General features: G+C 34.7%; 21 protein-coding genes and 1 tRNA gene. 5 read left to right on the top strand and 17 right to left on the bottom strand.

The annotated features are described in order from the left end of the window. A complete protein-coding gene (locus AC6H4V_RS08785; RefSeq protein ID WP_497606538.1) occupies nt 1-1,359 on the bottom strand; it encodes a phosphomannomutase/phosphoglucomutase in 1,359 nt (452 codons plus the stop codon). Between the two features lie 239 nt (nt 1,360-1,598). Between AC6H4V_RS08785 and pyrF the strand changes: the two genes are divergently transcribed. Beyond that, nucleotides 1,599-2,282 carry an orotidine-5'-phosphate decarboxylase gene (gene pyrF, locus AC6H4V_RS08780; RefSeq protein ID WP_497606537.1) on the top strand — a complete coding sequence of 228 codons (684 nt, stop codon included), beginning with the start codon at nt 1,599-1,601 and terminating at the stop codon, nt 2,280-2,282. On the opposite strand, the gene AC6H4V_RS08775 is transcribed toward pyrF, so the two are convergent. Next, on the bottom strand, nt 2,279-2,842 hold the full coding sequence (locus tag AC6H4V_RS08775; RefSeq protein WP_497606536.1) for a transglutaminase-like cysteine peptidase: 564 nt from the start codon (nt 2,840-2,842) through the stop codon (nt 2,279-2,281). The genes pyrF and AC6H4V_RS08775 overlap by 4 nt on opposite strands. A 205-nt stretch (nt 2,843-3,047) precedes the next feature. Between AC6H4V_RS08775 and AC6H4V_RS08770 the strand changes: the two genes are divergently transcribed. After that, a tRNA-Ser gene (locus AC6H4V_RS08770) sits at nt 3,048-3,137 on the top strand. Between the two features lie 64 nt (nt 3,138-3,201). Here AC6H4V_RS08770 and AC6H4V_RS08765 read toward each other — a convergent pair. The 10 genes from AC6H4V_RS08765 to AC6H4V_RS08720 form a co-directional block, all read right to left on the bottom strand. After that, nucleotides 3,202-4,080 (bottom strand): site-specific integrase, encoded by an 879-nt coding sequence (locus tag AC6H4V_RS08765; RefSeq protein ID WP_497606535.1) that lies wholly within the window; start codon nt 4,078-4,080, stop codon nt 3,202-3,204. After that, on the bottom strand, nt 4,080-5,384 hold the full coding sequence (locus AC6H4V_RS08760) for a rolling circle replication-associated protein (protein ID WP_497606534.1): 1,305 nt from the start codon (nt 5,382-5,384) through the stop codon (nt 4,080-4,082). Before AC6H4V_RS08760 ends, AC6H4V_RS08765 begins: the two co-directional genes overlap by 1 nt. A gap of 127 nt (nt 5,385-5,511) precedes the next feature. Continuing rightward, nucleotides 5,512-6,636: a type II secretion system protein GspD gene (locus tag AC6H4V_RS08755; RefSeq protein ID WP_497606533.1), complete on the bottom strand. Its 1,125-nt coding sequence runs from the start codon at nt 6,634-6,636 to the stop codon at nt 5,512-5,514. Continuing rightward, nucleotides 6,590-7,744 (bottom strand): zonular occludens toxin domain-containing protein, encoded by a 1,155-nt coding sequence (locus AC6H4V_RS08750; RefSeq protein ID WP_497606532.1) that lies wholly within the window; start codon nt 7,742-7,744, stop codon nt 6,590-6,592. The genes AC6H4V_RS08755 and AC6H4V_RS08750 overlap by 47 nt, the downstream gene beginning before the upstream one ends. Continuing rightward, on the bottom strand, nt 7,741-8,178 hold the full coding sequence (locus AC6H4V_RS08745; RefSeq protein WP_497606531.1) for a hypothetical protein: 438 nt from the start codon (nt 8,176-8,178) through the stop codon (nt 7,741-7,743). The genes AC6H4V_RS08750 and AC6H4V_RS08745 overlap by 4 nt, the downstream gene beginning before the upstream one ends. 1 nt (nt 8,179) lies before the next feature. Continuing rightward, a complete protein-coding gene (locus tag AC6H4V_RS08740; RefSeq protein WP_497606530.1) occupies nt 8,180-9,991 on the bottom strand; it encodes a hypothetical protein in 1,812 nt (603 codons plus the stop codon). Between the two features lie 114 nt (nt 9,992-10,105). Beyond that, nucleotides 10,106-10,471, bottom strand: coding sequence for a hypothetical protein (locus AC6H4V_RS08735; protein ID WP_497606471.1), 366 nt, complete (start codon nt 10,469-10,471; stop codon nt 10,106-10,108). Between the two features lie 172 nt (nt 10,472-10,643). Beyond that, nucleotides 10,644-10,820: a hypothetical protein gene (locus AC6H4V_RS08730; protein WP_497606529.1), complete on the bottom strand. Its 177-nt coding sequence runs from the start codon at nt 10,818-10,820 to the stop codon at nt 10,644-10,646. Between the two features lie 486 nt (nt 10,821-11,306). Continuing rightward, nucleotides 11,307-11,660: a hypothetical protein gene (locus AC6H4V_RS08725; RefSeq protein ID WP_497606528.1), complete on the bottom strand. Its 354-nt coding sequence runs from the start codon at nt 11,658-11,660 to the stop codon at nt 11,307-11,309. A gap of 320 nt (nt 11,661-11,980) precedes the next feature. Further along, the gene (locus AC6H4V_RS08720; RefSeq protein WP_497606527.1) at nt 11,981-12,340 is read right to left on the bottom strand and encodes a hypothetical protein; all 360 of its coding nucleotides are present in this window, start codon (nt 12,338-12,340) and stop codon (nt 11,981-11,983) included. 112 nt (nt 12,341-12,452) lie between these two features. Here AC6H4V_RS08720 and AC6H4V_RS08715 point away from each other — a divergent pair, with 112 nt between their 5' ends. Further along, the gene (locus tag AC6H4V_RS08715; protein WP_497606526.1) at nt 12,453-12,653 is read left to right on the top strand and encodes a MerR family transcriptional regulator; all 201 of its coding nucleotides are present in this window, start codon (nt 12,453-12,455) and stop codon (nt 12,651-12,653) included. 6 nt (nt 12,654-12,659) lie between these two features. Further along, the gene (locus tag AC6H4V_RS08710) at nt 12,660-13,439 is read left to right on the top strand and encodes a restriction endonuclease (RefSeq protein WP_497606525.1); all 780 of its coding nucleotides are present in this window, start codon (nt 12,660-12,662) and stop codon (nt 13,437-13,439) included. Nucleotides 13,440-13,759: 320 nt separating this feature from the next. On the opposite strand, the gene AC6H4V_RS08705 is transcribed toward AC6H4V_RS08710, so the two are convergent. From AC6H4V_RS08705 to AC6H4V_RS08695, 3 genes are read right to left on the bottom strand one after another with little or no spacing between them, the layout of a single operon-like run. Then, the gene (locus AC6H4V_RS08705; protein WP_497606524.1) at nt 13,760-14,866 is read right to left on the bottom strand and encodes a tyrosine-type recombinase/integrase; all 1,107 of its coding nucleotides are present in this window, start codon (nt 14,864-14,866) and stop codon (nt 13,760-13,762) included. Nucleotides 14,867-14,922: 56 nt separating this feature from the next. Then, the gene (locus AC6H4V_RS08700; protein WP_299870860.1) at nt 14,923-15,150 is read right to left on the bottom strand and encodes a hypothetical protein; all 228 of its coding nucleotides are present in this window, start codon (nt 15,148-15,150) and stop codon (nt 14,923-14,925) included. Between the two features lie 30 nt (nt 15,151-15,180). Beyond that, a complete protein-coding gene (locus AC6H4V_RS08695) occupies nt 15,181-16,827 on the bottom strand; it encodes a DnaB-like helicase N-terminal domain-containing protein (protein WP_497606523.1) in 1,647 nt (548 codons plus the stop codon). Nucleotides 16,828-16,850: 23 nt separating this feature from the next. On the opposite strand from AC6H4V_RS08695, the gene AC6H4V_RS08690 reads away from it, so the two are divergent. Continuing rightward, nucleotides 16,851-17,093, top strand: coding sequence for a hypothetical protein (locus AC6H4V_RS08690; protein WP_299856402.1), 243 nt, complete (start codon nt 16,851-16,853; stop codon nt 17,091-17,093). 100 nt (nt 17,094-17,193) lie between these two features. On the opposite strand, the gene AC6H4V_RS08685 is transcribed toward AC6H4V_RS08690, so the two are convergent. Both AC6H4V_RS08685 and AC6H4V_RS08680 read right to left on the bottom strand, forming a co-directional pair. Next, on the bottom strand, nt 17,194-17,748 hold the full coding sequence (locus AC6H4V_RS08685; protein WP_497606522.1) for a hypothetical protein: 555 nt from the start codon (nt 17,746-17,748) through the stop codon (nt 17,194-17,196). Further along, nucleotides 17,745-18,050: a hypothetical protein gene (locus tag AC6H4V_RS08680; protein WP_497606521.1), complete on the bottom strand. Its 306-nt coding sequence runs from the start codon at nt 18,048-18,050 to the stop codon at nt 17,745-17,747. The genes AC6H4V_RS08685 and AC6H4V_RS08680 overlap by 4 nt, the downstream gene beginning before the upstream one ends. Between the last annotated feature and the right edge of the window lie 156 nt (nt 18,051-18,206).

The following is an 18,206-nucleotide window of genomic DNA, read 5'->3' as shown; positions in this document are numbered from 1 at the left end:
TTACAGAGCGTTTTTTGCCTCTAAGATAAGCGCATTTATAGCCTCTTCATACTCTTTTGCCTCTTCTTGTGAGGTCGCTTCAAAACGAGTTACCAAGATAGGCGTTGTGTTGGAAGCTCGTACAAGTCCCCATCCATGCGCAAAGTTGATACGCACGCCATCGACATCGATGATGTTTTTGATAGCAGGAAAAGATGCAGGAGGGTTTTTAAGCAGCTCTTTTACTTTGTCGATGATTTTAAACTTCTCACTCTCCGTTGTTTTTACTTTTATCTCTTCTGTCGAGAAAACCTGTGGGAGTTTTGCAAGCTCTGCATCAAGGTCAATCCCGTCATGAACAAGCTCTAACATACGAAGCGTTGCGTAGATAGCGTCATCATAGCCAAAATAGCGGTTTTTGAAAAAGACGTGACCGCTTACTTCACACGCTAGGTCTGCTCCTATCTCTTGCATTTTTACTTTAAGATTTGAGTGTCCGGTTTTGTACATTACCGCTTTTGCGCCACGCTTCTCTAGCTCATCATACATCACTTGAGAACACTTTACCTCGCCAACAACGGTCGGTTTGTCCATCTTCATCGCATATAAAAGAGCCATCATATCGCCCTTGATGTTGTTTTTGTGTGTAATAACAGCTATGCGGTCTGCATCGCCGTCATAAGCAAAAGCGATGTCGCCCTCTTTAGCGAGAAGCTCTTTGATATCTTCAAGGTTATGCTCGTCTGATGGGTCTGGATGGTGGTTTGGAAATGTTCCATCAGGGTCAACATAAAGTCCTTTTGTATAAAGCCCAAGCCCCGCAAAAATCCTCTCCGTCACAATACCCGCCACACCGTTGCCGCAGTCATAAACTATGCGCGTCGGCATCCCTTTGAGGTGTGCAAACTCACTTACCAAAAAGTCAACATAACGAGAAGTTGCATCGATTTTTGTCACATCTCTCACGGCACCCGGAACACTCGTCATCGCTTCACATTCACGCCCAAGCGCATAAATCTGCTCTCCAAAAAACGGCGCTTTGTCTATGGTAACCTTAAAGCCGTTGTATTCGCTCGGATTGTGTGAACCTGTAATCATCACGGAAGCAGAAGCAAGCACTCCCCCAAACTCGTTATAGTTACAAAAGTAGTTTACGGGTGTCGGAACCATGCCCATGTCCAAAACCTTTTTCCCGCCAGCATTTAGCCCATAAACAAGGTACTCAAAAAGGATTGGCGAATGGCTTCTCGCATCATACCCGACCGCAACATACTCACCTTTGATTTTTGACGCAAGCGCATACCCTATGCGTGTAACACTCTGCTCATTCAACTCTTTTTCAAAAATCCCTCTGATGTCATACTCTCTATAAATACTCACTGCTTTTGCCTTTTGTTGTTTTATGGTGTAATTCTATACCAAACCCCATTAAAAAAATGTCAAGCGGATGATTTTGTTGCGTGAACTTCTTTTTGCAAAACAAAACAATTCTGTCTGAGTAATTCTTCTTTGCTACACAAAGCGGATAAGCGCATACGCTTTATACCACCTCGCCAACTTTCCTTTCGTATGCAAAAATGCTACAATTTCAATCCAAAAATCAAAGAAAAAGAGAACCGATGCAGCTTTGTGTAGCCCTTGATTTACCTACAAAACAAGAAAATTTAGACTTAATCCATAAAATCAAAGAGTACCCAGTCTGGCTAAAAGTCGGGCTTCGTTCTTACATCCGTGACGGGGAAGAGTTTTTAAAAGATATCAAAAAGATAAATCCCGACTTTAAGATATTTTTGGATTTAAAGCTCTATGACATACCAAATACGATGGCGGATGCCGCAGAGTCTATCATGGGGCTTGGCGTGGATATGTTCAACGTCCATGCAAGTGCCGGAAAAAGAGCTATGCAAGAAGTTATGGAGAGACTAAAAAAGTACGAAAACCGCCCTGTAGTTTTAGCAGTTACTGCTCTTACATCTTTTAGCGATGATGAGTTTAGTGAGGTTTATAGTGCTTCTATCGCAATAAAAGCCGACCAATTCGCAAAAGATGCTTATGAGAGCGGGCTTGACGGTGTTGTCTGTTCAGCTTATGAGAGCCTCTCTATCAAAAATATAACAAATGAGAAGTTTATGACGCTCACACCGGGGATTCGCCCTTTTGGTGAGGATGCGGGTGATCAGCAAAGAGTAGCGGATGTTGCTTATGCAAAGAGTGCGGATGTGGATTTTATAGTAGTAGGGCGCCCGATTTACAAATCGGATAACCCTGCTTTGGTGGTTGCAAAAATTCTACAAACGCTTTAGCTCTCTAGCGCAATTCTCTCAAGAAGCTCTTTAAACTTACGCGGCATATCACCTATGCGGGTTAGGTTGTTGTGCGTGTCAAGCTTGTAGCTTCCCTCTTCATTTATAAATATTTTTGGCTCTAAATCGACTCTCTTTGACAAATCCAAAACTTTATAGCTTAGGTTGTCGAGTATGAGTGGTGGCTTCTCTTTAGACTCAAAATAGCTTAGTACCATATGAGGTTGCCCTGTAAATTTTTCGTTTGAGGTGGTGATGAAGAGCTTCTCTTTCTCAAACCCAAGTTTTAAAAGCGTAAAATACTTGATGATAGCAAAATCCTCACAATCGCCATACCCACAAATCAAAAACTCTTTTGGAGTACCCCAGTAGTCATTTTGCTTGTAGGTGACAATATCAGGAAGTGAACGCAGCTGGTTGAGGTAGAAATTTGCTCTCACAAGACGCTCTTGCAGCGGAAGGGCTTTGAGGGTGTCCAATGTCTTAAAATAGTCGATAACTCTATTTTTAGATGTCGTGTCTAGAGATTTTTCTAGTTTTTCAAGCTGAAAAATTTGCAACTCAGGATAGCTAGAAGCATGAAGAAAAAAAGGTAAGAGTAAAAAGAGAGAAGTTTTCAGCCGCCGCCTCCGTCAAATAAATGTTTTTGAAGTTATGTTATCGGCATTTTAAGATTTTTGTGTAGCAAAAGCAAGTCATATTTCAGAAAAAAACCATATTAAGCTTTATATTATTTATATATGACTATAATTGCACTCTCCAAACGGATAGGTGGGTGAGTGGCCGATACCACATCCCTGCTAAGGATGCGTACGGGTAACCGTACCGAGGGTTCAAATCCCTCCCTATCCACCACAAAGCCCTATTTTAGGGACTTTCAAAGCCCTTAAAAAAGATTACAAAATCCCTCCCTATCCCGTCACTTATAAATTGAGATACTTCTGTCAAAATCTTGATAGTTTGATTCTATATAGCGAACATAAACATCATAAACCATTTGAGTATTTGCATGTCCTAAGAGTTGCGAGAGTTGCACAGGCGTTACAAGGTTATTGTAAAGCATATTTGTAGCGTATGTATGACGTGTGTTGTATGGACGTCTGTACTCTAGTTTCAAGAGTTCAAGAAGCGGTAACCAGTGATTTGTTACGAAAGAGTGCGTGTCTCTGTATGGTTCTTTGTATTGAGTGATAAAAAGATACTCGTTATCGTGAAGATTGTATAACTCATGGATAAAAGGTTCTAGTAACTCGATAATCGGAATCTCTCTTATACTTCCGTGAGTTTTTGGTGTACTCTCTCCAAATTTAGAGCGAGTTCTTTTTACATGGATGATTTTGTTTTTTAAGTCTATATCCTCTTTTTTGAGTGCTATTATCTCTCCCGAGCGCATACCAGTATAAAAAGCGATTGCGATATAGAACTTGAAATTATTATCGTAGCTATGGTTCATGATTTGTTGAACCTCGTCAGCGTTAAAAGGTTTGATGATAGGACGGTAATATTTTGGAAGCTTAACATGCTTTAGAGGATTTTTTGTAATTGCTTCATCATAGAGAGCCTCTTGAAGTATGCCATTTAATACGCCCATGTAATGGCGTTTGCTTTTTGCGCCTACATCTTCTATGGAGTAGAGCCAGATTTTTATATCTGATGCTTTTACGTCAGTTATATCTTTGTCTTTGAAAAATGGATTTATTCTTGATTTTACTATGTTTGTGTATTTGTCAAGAGTAGAGTTTTTTAACTCATGTTTTTTAAAGTCGAGATATAGGGATGAATAGTAAGAAAAAAGCATTAAAAAACCTCCTCAGCTTCAAATTTGTAGAAATTATCTTGATAAGCGGCTAGATTAACTTTTGGTTCGTCTATTAAGCCTCTATCAATCAAGATGTTTTTAGTATATGCGTAGTGCTTCAAGTCACACGTTTCAACGTCTAAGCCCTCGAAATAGTCCCAGAGCTGTAAAGAGTTCATTTGATATGGCATAAGTTTAGTTTTTTTGAGAGTGTTTTTGAAGAAAACGAATGTTTCGCCATCTATGATTACGTCTATTTGTTTAGCTTCTTTGTCTTTGTAGATAGTTTCAAATTGCGATTCTAGGTATGATACATCATCAAGCTTGTTAGCCCAGTTTACAGGCTTTTGCGTGTAGATTGTGCCGTGTTCGTTGTCAATGCGCTTGATTTGTTTGGTTTGCGTGTCTATGTAAACGTTTACATCTTCCGCATTGTAGGCTTTTGTTAAGTCTATGAGAGAGTACATGCCGTTTAGTTTGCGGTAAACTTCAAGAGATACAAATGTACGGCTAGTATAGAATCTGCAAATGCCGTGATAGAGATACCAAAGTGTAAGATTTGTGATTTTGTCGCTATCTTCTCTTAAATCATCAAGCGTTTTTAAAATGTATTTCATCAAGTAAGATATTGGAGATTGTACGTTAGTTTCTACTTTTGAGAGCGGAGCAGGAAAGAGACGGTTACAAGCTTTAACGATTGATTCTACTTTGTCGGCAGGAACAAATAAAGAGATATGTAAATGCGGTGTGCCGTCTTTGTGAGGTTCGGTAACTCTTAGATATACTCTGTCTTCTTTTTCGATGCTTTTGTAGCTTCTATCGTCACGGAGTTTTTTAAACATTTCAGAAAGCTCAACAGATGCGTTACGTGGAGTATAAAAATCCACTGTTTGCGAGAAATCAAGAACAGGCTCAAAAGTTAAACCGTTAAACTTTTGCTTTACATGGCAATTTAAGATTTTATAGCCTTTGATTGTAGTGATATATTTACGCCCAGCAAATTGTTTATTTGTTATCAAGTGACCTTTATAGGTCTTTTTTGGATGCCAGTGAGAGGGAAGCGTCAAAGTTATAAAAGCGTTTGAAAGATTTTTTTCTTTTGCATAATCATAAACACTCCATGCTCTATGTTGAAGCTCTGCTATGTATCTATCTGCATTCATGTAGCTATTTGCCACGAAGTCAGCAAAGGGGATGATTTTGTCATCAAGATGGATACCGTTTTGATGCATAAACTCTTTGTTTTTTAAGAGTTTTTCTTTTGATTTTTGAATCTGGTACTTTGTTAAACCGTAGTTTGTCATGTTGTCACTTCCTATTTGAATTTATTTAAGCGTGTCCGCTAACTTTTTATAGATAGCCAAGAGGGGCGTTACCGCCCATTTGTTCGCAGGCTCACAAATGGGACGGAAAAGCCCACCAAAGGCACATTTACCGTATTACCTCTATTGCTATTGAGATAGTGCTGATATTCTTTTTACTTGATTCATACTTGAATAAATTACCTACAAAAGGGATATCAGAAACCAAAGGAACGGAGATAGTATCTTTAGTGCTTTTCTCTTGCTTGATACCACTAAGAATAAGAACGTCTCCATACTTCAAATTAGTATTTGATTTGAGTTGACGTTTGTAAGTTGTAGGGATGTTATCGGTAGTACTTAAAATGTCCTCAACAACCAAATCCAAATCAAGGTTTATATAGTCATCATAAATGAGCGGTTTACCGTTGATTTTAAGCCCTACGTCCTTGTAATCTATGCTTGTTTGATTTGAGTAGTTAGAAGCTTGTGTTATGACTTTTGAAGTTTGAAAAGGTATATTTGTAACAGCGGAAAATGTAAAATCTTTTGAGTGCTGGACCAAAACATGAGGGTTTTGAACAATGTTAAAATATTTTAGCTCATTAAAGAGCTTTAGAGCACCATAGAACGTAGTTCGTGGGAAAATAGGCTTAGAGCTTGAATAAGGTATTACGAACGTATCAATGACATTTTTATAACCATCAGAAGCAGAAACATAGAGAGAATTCAGCGTTAATCCTTGCTCTTTGATATCATCATCATTAACTTCAATTATTGTAAATTTGAGCGTGACTTGATTTAGTTGCGCATCAATCTTGACAATCTCATTTTTTATAACGTCTATATTGTCAGTTTCTGAAAATATTATAAAGCTGTTGATTGAATCTATAAATTGAAACTTTATATTTTTAAAAGCGAGATATTGAGAGACATTTTGAAAAGAGTTATATTTTAACTTGATAAAATAGGTGTATAGCTCTTTTTGGTTTTTGCTTAGATAATAAATGTCGCCAAATTGAGAAACAACATAGCCAAGCTTTTGCATAGAGTTTTTAAACAAAAAGAAAAGATTTGTAGAATCTAGCTCATTAGGAATAAATAGCGAAATTCCCTCTTTTTTAAGCTCTTCGTCCACAAATATGTTTATGTTATTGTTTGTAGATACGAGTTGAACAAAATCAACCAGAGCTATACTTTTTAGATTTTCATCTGCTTTGATTAATTGTAGGTTGAGCAGGAGGAAAAAAACCATTAACAAAAGACTTTTCTTCATTTTTTGAACTTCCTTGATTTGAGATTGAATTTAAAAACATATAAAAATCTTCACTGCATGAAATGAAAAGTTTTATGTAGTTTTTGTTGATGTTTTGAGAGTAGATAAGGTTCATATTTTTTGATTTTATGAACTGAGTTACAAGCGGAACAGGAAGAGAAAGAGAATTGTTATAGCATATAGAGGTATTACAAGAGAAAGTTAAAAATTTGGCTTCTCTGTATTGTTCGGAATTTTCACCTAAATAAACTACGTTGTTTTCATTTTGGTTTATTTGATTTGTGTTAGAAAAAGACTTATTTTGCGAGGTTTTATCGGATGTGTTGCGAGTACTTTGTGCAGCTGCTTTTGATGTGTTGTTGTCGGATTCGGTTACAGTATCTCCCTTTAAAGATTCGCTGTAAAAATAAAAAATAATAACAACAAGAGCGAGAAAAAATAAAGCAAATAAAAGAAATTTCAAAATAATATTAGAACTATTTATAGTGTCGCCACTTTGATAAAGTTCAAAAACTTTAGGATTGCGCTTTATCTTTATAGTGCCAGATTTTGAAATTTGCGACATGCGAGAATTGCAATAAATGTTATATTTAAAATGAGTTTTAAAAAGAGTAAGAGACTGCGGGAAAGCTTTATAAAAAAACTCGCTAAATGATTTATATTTGGATTCTACAAGAGAAAGATTCTGAGTTATTAAAATAATTTCGTGAAAAAGATGTCTATGATAAGAGAGCCACCAGGTGAGAACAGGATCTTTGTTGTCAAAAAAATTATGAGCCTCATCAATTACAAAAAGAGTATTTAAAATATTATGCTCTTTGCAAAACTCTATAAGTTCCTCATCCGTTGATTTTGCTTTATAAAGCTTATGAAGCTTAGTAAGATTTGCTTTTAAATCATCAAAATCGAGATAAAAACAATTTTCTACCTTGTCAAATTTAAACTCATTTATATTTGTATAACAGTTTTTAAAAGTTGCCTTTTTATCTCTTATAGCTTCTTTGTCGTTTGAGAAATTATTATATATCTTATCAACAGCATAATAACTCTTGCCAGAACCTGGAACACCAGTGAGGAAAGTTATCATGTTAAAGCCTGACCGAGAAGTACACCAAGTTTGAACAATTCATTTGCAATTTGTTTAATAGCCCAATAAGTGAACTTCATAAGATGAAAAGCCGCTATCATAGAGAGAGAAGCGAAAAACATTGTGTAGGCGTTATTAATAGCACCAACAATGCCCAAAGACTCAAGCAATGAAAGAAAACAAGTAAGAGTTTGATTAGAAACACCACCTCCAGTAGATATATATTGAGCAGTTGAAACACCAAAATTATAAGCAGTTACAAAAGAACTTATTACAAAAGCATAAAAACCTAGAACGAAGGCAATAGTAGAAGCAGTTATAGCAAACTGAAAAGACAAAATTGCGGCAAAGCCAACATATTTGACAAGAAAGGCTTTTATAAATTTGACAATTACACCAACGCCAGAAAAAATCGCAAAAAGAGCGGCTATCATATTAATTCCCACTTCCAAAAAGATGTCTAATCAAAAATGAAAAGTTTAAAAACATAAAATAGGCTGTGAAAATATAGTAAAAAACAGGAGACAAAACAGAAAGAAAAGACAAATCAAGCACAACATGCTTACCAAAAACATTGAAAGAAGCGCATTCAAGAGAACCGCCACCGCTCATTGTAGGAGCTTGACCAGAAGTCAAGAGAGATTTAGCGTTATTGTATTGATTCATAACATCATCTAAATTACCTTGAATATTATCTTTAAAAGTAGAAAATTGAGAAGTGACACTATTTACAAAAGAACCAAAATCAGTAAGAGCGGATTCTGCACCATCAAGAGCGGAAGTATCGGGAGAAGTGCCATCACCTTTAAGAGAATTATCAATACTTGTGAGAAGTGAATTGTTAGTATTCATCTTACCATCTATAGAAGAAAGATGTTCATTACCAATGACTTGGTTTTTTGTTGCAATATCTGAAAAAGCTTTGTTTATATCATTTGCTTTTTGAGAAGCATTTGAGATATTTGTGAGAGAAGAAAGGGCTTCTAAATTATTCTGTAATAATTTTTCACTATTAGATTTTAAACCCTTAAGAGAAGCGTCCATGCTCTCGTTTTTGTTTAAAATCTCATTTGAAACACCTTTTAAATCCTCAAGCTTAGTATTTGTAGTTTCAATCTTAGTTTTTATATCTGTAAGATGTTGATTTGAAACGTTGTGAGCTTCTAAAAGAGGCTGTAAATCTGAAGAGGTACGATTTATGTCTATTGGTTCTGAAATAGAATTATTTATATCTGGTATATTCTCAACACGTTTTAAAAAACAATATTTAGAATCTGGGCATTTAGTAAGATTTGGAGCCTCAAAAGTAGATTGGGAGTATTTTACATAATCAACTAAAGCACTACATTGTGCTTGAGACTGAATACCAGTTTTATAAATCCATCCAGAACCCTGAGGAATATATTTACCGGATTCATCATTGCAATCAGGTTTTAAAAGATGAACATAACAGTAAAAAGCATTACACTGTGGATTTTTATCAAATGCAGTAAAAGAAGAATCAATAGTATCATAATCGACCAAAGCAATGCACTGAGAAACGAACATATTGCCTTTTAAATAATAATTAGTTTCTGGATAAATAATACCCGTTTTAACATAATCACGAGATAAGTCAGCACCTTGACAATTTGGATTATAGTTTGGACTTTCAGGCTGTTGTGCATCTGGAACACCGTCGTTGTTCATATCAACATCATATTTATCATCTGTTCCATCGCCATCTAAATCAGGGTCACCGCTGTTCATTCTACCATCGCCATCACAATCCAATATCTTAAAATCGGGATGATCAAAGTCACATTTATCTGGAGTACCATCGCCATCAGCATCAGGAGCAGGAGGAGCAACACAAGTATCAGTGTCAGAGTTCCAAATTTGAGGAGGGGTACAAGTAGGAGGAACAGCACAAGAAAAACCAATAATTTCCTGACCATAAGGACAAGAAGTAGGAATACATGCCAATTTTTGGGAATCATAAGAAGTTCCCGAAGGACAAGTAGCACCGCCGCAAGCCCAATATGCACGATAAGATGATCCTGGATAAAAAACATGACTGTTTAAAGATGTAGAAAAGCCAAGATACTGGAATGTAGGATTAATATCATTACGAACTGCATTGGGAAATTCAGAAATATTTAAATTATTTTGAACACATTCCATATAACCAGAAGTATTTGTAAAATAAAGCGTATAAGAAAACAAATAACTGTTTAAAAACAAAACTAGAAAAAGTATCTTTTTCATATTAGTGTCTTGTAAGAGCTAAAGCACCAAAAAGAGGAGCTATAACAGCGGTTAAGTTTATAAGTATGGAAGCGAAATAGTTTATCGTTGGTATATCTGTTATTTCTATGTAGATCATCTTTTGCCGCCTACGTTAGTAAAGATTTGAGTTGTAAAGAACATGAACGTTGCGCCAAAGATTAAGCCCATGAGAGCCATTAAGAAATGGAAACCGTCTTGTGTCATTCCTAAGATGTAAGCGGTGTTTGGTCTGCAAGTCTGGTCTGATGCTTGATATATAAAATTGGGTACAACTTTTAAAGTGTAGTTGTCTGTCGTTGTAGAGTACCAAGTGTTATTGTCAGAGCGGAGATAGTAGAAAGAACCGTTTTTTATGTAGAAATCTTCTATACAGTAACCATTAGCGTCTAAGAGCATAGAAGCGTTCAGAGTTGAGATATTTAAAAAGATTATGAATGTTAATGTTTTTAGATATTTCATTTTGTCACTTCCTTTTTTTGATTTTTAAATCCCAAAAACTCAAAAAGAGTTAATGAGATTTAAGCAAGATAATTGCTTTGTTTACTCCCCACATGACACCAAGAGCAACAAGAAAAACGCTAAAAGTAGCGGTTATCACTTCAAGGTTAATGACAGGAAGTACAGGCATTTTTTAGCCTCTTAAAAGCCCAAGAGCTTTTTTAACAGCATAGAAAGCACCCATAGCAACAACAACCGCACCCGCAACTGTCATAAAGTCAGTTTGAGAAATTGGGTCAACTGTAAGAGCCGCTTGAGCTTGTACAGCCATTAAACCAACAACGCCAAGAAGAGAAAGAAACTTTTTCATAAGAACCCCTTTTTAAGGAAAATTTTGTTTTTCGGCATACTCTTAACCGCTAAGCGACCCGAATTTTAGAGAGGATAGAATCTCTCATGCTTCTTAATTTACAAACTCTCTCTTTATCTTTGCAGTTCTTGATTGAGTGTTGCAGAGAGTAGAGATTTAAGAGCTTGAATCTATTCACTTTTTAACCTTTTTTTTCTTATTTCCCTGCGGGGCTTTTTTGTTGAGCGCCTAGCCCGAGCCTGAATTTACTAACAAGTGGATTAAATTCCCCAAATTCTCAACAATAAGGGCGTTCCCCTAAAGGGGGCGGGCTTGAATTTTGTAAACAAAACCAGTACACGGTACATGTCACAAGTGTTCTAATCCCTAACGCAAGAGCCAAGAGCCAAGAGCCAAGAGAGTATCACTAACTTTAAAGAACTTTTTTTAATCCCTAACGCATTTCATTTGTTGCCCCTATTTTTAAAAAAAATAGTGGTTAAATATCTACTTAGTAACTGGTTTTACAGTTTTTGCTTTTTCAAATTTGCTATAATCAAGAGGGTTTTTATCAAGAACAAGCACAGGCATAGAACGGTCGGGGTAAGTTTTTACACCGTACTGGTCGACTTTCATAACGTATGGAAGCGCAACGGTTGAGCCGATTTTTTCTCTTAGTTCTTCAAAATAATCTTCATCTGTTGTAACAGTCTCAACTGTAAACTTTTTGTAACCTTGTTCATCTAAGCCTTGAAACATCACTGTTATCTCAGTGTTGTAGTTCATTTTAGAGGTTTTTTTGTCCTCGTATTCAGTCGGTTTAACTTCCATAAGTTGCCCGATAAGATGTAATGTTGCCATTTGTCACTCCTCAGTGTTTTTGTTTTTTTATTACTTAACTACTGTCATAATTAAGTACTTAGAACATAAAGTGAGTTTTTTCGCTTAGATAGGAAAAAAAAGTAACCTATCGTTTTATCTCACGGTTTATGCTCTAAGTACCTAACAAATCACCTTTATTTTTTTACTCCCGAGAAGTGACTGACGGGAGGAGACCAGCTTTTTACGAGTTCTGGCTCAATGCTCGTGATATCAACGACTTACTCCAAACTCAATGCATTGTTCCGTGGATGCGTATCTATTTTTTAACGACTTATTGAACGACAAGGGGGAAGCGTTTATCATGCTACACAACACTTAGAAAGTATTTGCTCATGCTTCTCTAATGTCTCAAAACCTAATTTTTTAAGTTTTCGCTTATAAGATTTAAAGTTTTTTTCTTCAAGTGATAAATCATGAACCAAACGTTCAATAATGAAATTGCTATCAGAGGAGAGAAGAAGATTTTCTATATCTTCAATAATAAGTGAAACGTAAGAAGTAGGATAACCGTAAAAACTCATGTCGTTTAAGAGTTTAAGAGCTTTTTTGTTATCATAGAGAGCAGAAGTGACACTACATCCATTTTTTAAACTATTTACATGAAATAGCTCTTGATTCTGAACTTTTGGAGAAAGAGGGTTTTTTGTATTTGTCTGCATTGTCACTTCCTTTAATGCAATATTTGCATATAATTAAAATATTATCTGCAATAACATAAAAGAGAGCTTAAATATATGCAATATTTGCATATTAAAATAGGAAAATACGAAAATGACAAGAAAAGAACTGTCAGAACTACTAGGAATTTCATTAAGAACACTAGATAATTGGGAAAAAGAAAAGCCCGATTTAGTGCGATTAATAAATCAAGGTATGGCACTTGATGAGAGCATAGAAGAAACAAAGCGACATTTAGAACGATTGGAACAAATCAAAAAAGATGCTAGTAATGGCAAATTTAAATTAAAGTAGGACAATATGTTTAGAGGAATAATGAAAAGAATACATGCAATAAACAAAGAAATAGAAAAACATCAAAAAGCAGAAATGAAGAAATTAGAAAGCATAGAGTTAAAAACAAGCACAGAAATAGCAAAACATTTTGATATATCAAAAAATGATTTAGAAGCAATATTTATAAAATTAGGATGGATAGAACAAAAAGGAACTTGGCAAACAGCTACTGAGAAAGGTTTAAAAAATGGAGCAGAGCAAAAATACAACGCAAGAACGAAACAAAAATATGTAATGTGGAATGAAGAAGTAAAAAGAAAATATGAAATTATAAATGAAGTTGCAGAGATTAAAAAAGAAACTGAAAAAAAAGAAACAATACCAGAAGAAACAATAGTAAAAAAAAGAATAACAAAAGCAGAAAAAAAAGAAAAAGGCGATAAGTACGAAAGATATATAGCAAACTACTTTAGAGAAAATGGATACATTGTTTGGGAACATGGAAAAGAAAAGGGAGTACAAGATAGTAGTATAGATTTGATAATCAAAAAAGAAGAATATTTCTATTTTGTACAATGCAAGAATTGGGAGAATTGGAAGATAGACCACAAAGAAGTAAAAGCAACTAGAACAGATGTAAGAGAGTATTTAGAAAAAAATGAATCTTTTAACAATTTGGTAAAAAACTACAAAAGAAAAATTTTATATGTAACCTCAAAAAATTGTTTAACAAAAGGCGCATATACATACATAGAAGAGAATAGAGAGATTTTAGAGTATCAAGTTATACCGATGGAGGCATAATAGCCAGAGGAGTGATTAAGTCCTCTGTTTTGATTAATTCAAAGCAGGTGCGAACACCATAAGAATTAAAAAGACTATTAAGAGTGCATGAAACAAATAAAATCCTTTTCTGGAAGCTCCCACCCTCCCCAACCTTGCCAGAAAAAAAGGCAAAAAAAAAGGCTAAAGCCGAAGCCCTAGCCCTTACTTCCATAGTCTGATAATCAGTCAGACGGATTAACTTGTTTCACAAAAAGAAGTATATCACAAAAGAGTAAAAAACCATGGTGCTTTTTCAAATCCCTCCCTATCCACCACCAGAAGGCACTTTTGGAGCCTTGTCAATCAATCTTAAATTTTAAACTGTCGCTAAAAGTGTCGCTAAAGATTTCTAAATTAGTATCAATCTTTAGATGATTCTCTTTGATAAACCCTGCATATCTAGTCATAATCATTTGCGGTGATGTATGTCCTACGATTGCAGCAATATCCATAATCTTAAACTTACCGCTATTCAGCATTGCAGTTATGAAAGTGTGCCTGGTGTTATAGATAGTTCTATAAGGTATATTGCAAACTTTTAGCAGCTCTCTCCAGCGATATCTAAAAAAAGAAACATCATCTATATTTGTACCGTTTTGGTTAAATAAATATAAAGACTTAGAGCTTTGTTTTATTTGTTCTCTCAGAAACGGTTTGACACTTTCAAACATTGGGATATCTCTTATGCTCCCTATCGTTTTAGGTGAAGTTATGTTTCCTCTTGAGATAGAACGCTTAACTGATATCTTATTGGATAAAATATCGCCATGCATAAGTCCCAATATCTCTCCGCTTCGCATACCTGTATAAAATGCAATACCAAGGTAATTCTTAAGCATATCATCTGCATTTTTTAAGAGTAGCAATATTTCATCAGTCGAAAACGGATTTATAGCTTCTTTGGCTTCTTTTGCAAATATGATATCTTTTGCTACATTTTTAGAAATCAGTTCACTATCTAGTGCAATATCTAAAACACCTTTGATACAAGTGAGATATTTCTTTTTGCTATCATTTTTTATATCTCCAAGAGAGAACAAAAAGTCTTTTACCATCTGCCGATTAATTTTAGAGACTTCAAAATCTCCAAAATATTGAACAACTTTGCGATAAATTGGTAATCTGTTTAAAAAACCTTTATCTGTATCATGCTCAATCAGATATTTTTGAAAAAAACATGAAAACTTCTTGCTCTCAAATTTTTGCAAAGATAATTCATTCTGTTTTTTAGAAATCCATGCAGGCAGATATTTTGTTTGCATATACTTAAGAGTTTTTTCTGTTTTTAAAACTTTAGAACTCTCTTCAACTTTTTTAACAGTGCCGTTTTCAAAATACACATAGTACATTACATACCAAAATTTTCTATCTTCTCTATTTATTATAGAGGCTTTTATGTTTTGCACTCTTGCTCCTTTTTTAAAGGACTTGTGCCATTTGTAATTAACGACATAATTTTAACCTATTTTCTATCTAGCAAAGACTTAAGCTCATCATCAATTTGGTTACCTCTGATCCAATTTTCTAAAGCTTCAATATCCCAGAGTACCGCTTTTTTAGTTTTTGACGAGTTTGGCGGAATAAAATAGTGAACTTTTTCTATAAATTCTTTACCCATTCTTTGGCAAAAGTAATCGGTGCTTAAATCAAATATAGTTGGTAAATTTTTAGTTTGTATATATTTTTTCATTTGAACCTTCCTGTTTATTATTCATATTTTTTACAGCGTCGGCATTTCTATCTTTTCAAAAGCGCCCATCGGAACAGTGTCATTCATATCAAGAAAAAATTTATTAGAGCTATTTGCCAAAATTACTTGTGCCACTGTTATATTTTCCAGCGGGAAATTTTGAGAAGCAGGCGGTATATTTCGGCTATCGGACTTGTCGGACTTGTCGGAAACTACATCTAACCCCTCGCAAATCCCTATTTTAAAGGTTCTCGGAGTTATCGGACTTATCGGAGCAGTATTTGCGATATCTTCATAAATTGTTTCTACTACTTTTGATTTTATAGTAGTTTCTACAAGAGAGTATAATTTTTGATTGTTTCTGTCGCCTCTCTCAAATTTCCAAAGTTTACCCTCATTGTTTTTAATGACTTTTGCCGCTTTTTCTTTGTCATATCCCAGGTCAGTAAGATTTTTTGACAACTCACTCCACATTGGTCTACTTCGAGATGATTTTAAAAACTCTATAGTCTCTTCTATCATCTCGTCCATCTCTTTAGTCTGTTTCGCGTAACTTAGGTCTAGTTTTGTAAGAGTATGATTGTGAGCGTTATAGCTAAATGCTATCTCTTGTAAATCGCCGGCTCTGGCTTTAAACGGTTTTAGTATCAAAGCGTTTTTATCATCGTTTCGCTTGAGAGTAAACGCATTTGATGTGTCTTCCTCAAAAGCCGATGAGCCTGCATAATCACTTGTAAAGTCTTTTTGAGCTTTATTTTGATGGTGAAGAAACACCACGGTTGCACCGTTATTTCTCAATGTTCTGAGTATTTCCATTACGGGCGATACATCTTTGTTTTTGTCTCTGTCTCCGCTTATGAAGTTTTTGATACTGTCAAAAACTATCAACGCATCCGACAAATCCATCTTTTTAAGAGTGTTTATGATTTGCCAAAGTTCACTTTTGCCAAGTCCTACAAAGTATCTAAACTTTGTACCATGTTGTTTTTTTAGATGATGGATGTTCCTATCTTTTAGTGTTGAAATACTATTGTCGCCGTCTATATAAAAGACCTGCTCTATCGTTTTGTAAATAAGCAGCATATTTGACACTGCAACAGATAGCAAACTCTTACCTGTTCCAGGGCGAGCAGATATCATAGTGATTTCATTTTTGACTAAAAAGTTATCCATTAAATATTCAAATTTAACATTTTCGACTTTCTCAAAATTAATGTCAAATTTATCAAAGATGTTACTGAAGCTATCTTTTTTGAGTTTTTGAAATCCATCAAGACTTTCAAACTCATCTTTAAGTAAGTTAAGCCGTTCTATTAGCTTGATATCAAACTTTTGCTGTAGCTCAAGAGAAGTAAGATGTATTTGCCTTGCAATACTGTCTTTTTTAAGCTCTTTAATGTATGAGAAAAGGTTTGTTTGTGAAATGGCATTGGCAGCTAAGATCTGCAACATGGCATCATCATCTACTTTGGGAAACTTACGCTTTATAAACTCTTCATCTATCGGTAACGCTTGCTTGTCTAGTTTAAGCATTGCATCATAGATGAGCTGATGCGTAGGAAGATAAAAATCTTCAACATATAATATTTTTGAAATATCTTGTAATGTTTGCGGCTCAAAAAGTATTGAGCTTAAAATGCTTTTTTCTATGTTTATGTTATAATTTTGTTCATTCATGATTATGCCTTTTGGAAGTTATTTTGGAAAATAAAGAAAAGAGTGAACTTATTGCAAAGATTGTAGATGCTTTGTATAAGAAACTTGTTATATTGACTGCAATAGGTGGTGGATTTGGTGCTTATGCAATTAATTTTTTGCAGAAGAACAGTAATTATGGATATGTATTTGCTATAGTATTTATGTTGGTATCTATAGCAATATTTGTGACTTATGTAAAATTGAATACTTATATAAGGGCTTTGGAGGACATGAAAAATGGATAACATAGGTGTTTTAGTAGTGCCGATTGGCTTTATGTTAGCTGCTGTAATTGGGTATTTAGCAGTTAAAAAGCACTGGAAAATAGCTGACATTATTTAATCCTTAGCAAAATGATAGTAATGTTTGTCCATTACTATCAACTTTTATGATTTCTTGCATATACTCTACATAGCTGTTATGCTCTTTAGTTCTTTTGCTTGAGATTTCTTTAGCTTCTTCTTCTAGTATCATTGTTGTTAGATAATCATCATAAGACCCCTCTTCATTGTTTTCTATGTATTTTGTTTTCAAGTTCTCCTTGATACAAGTTTCATATCGCTCGTCAAATAGGTTTTTGATGTTGTTTGCTATGCGTTGAACTATCTTTCTTACAAGTGTTAAGTTTTCAAAAGTACAATTTGCATCTTTACAAAACAAAAATCCCTTTTTTCTCTCCAAAATCTTCTCAACTTGCTTTTTTGTTACTTCAAGCCCAAGAGCGTAGATTTCGTTGTAGTGTAGTTTCCTGACTATATAGTTATAGTTTGTTTTTTGCAATATTTTTGCAACATCTTCTTTTGCCAATTCAAATAATAGAGATTGATCTTTTAGTAAATCTTTTAAAATCTCATCTCTGTTGTATTTTACTGATAGAGCTTCTTGCCAGTTCCAGTTCATGCTACACCTACTTTGCAATTTTTGTTAAGATATCCATACACTTCATCAATATCAAATAGTCTAATTTTGTTATTGATATAAATGTGTGGAATTTTATTTTCACGCACGAGGTGTTCAAACCGCTGTTTTGGTATGCCTGTCAATTTCATAACATCTTCTTTTGAGTGAAGTTTAGGGCGATTGGCAACGATTGTTAATAGCTTTTCGATAAGCTCGTCTTGACTTTGTGATGTCTCTATCTCTTTTAATAGCCCTGCATCCAAAGTGATGTCTAGTTTGTGTAATGTTGTTTGTATTTTCATTTTTTATCCTCTTTTAAAAATTTATTGTTGAAGTAGTTGAGATGTTTAGTTTTTAGTTGCAATTAATATTAGTTGCACTATAATTTTTCACGAATTTTTTAAATTCACCGATTGTTTTGATTCCTTGTTCAGCCGCTAAACTTGCAAGGAATTGAA

The organism is Sulfurimonas lacustris, assembly GCF_059705355.1.
Note: the sequence above shows the minus strand (reverse complement) of the source record. Positions and strands in the feature narration are given on the sequence as shown.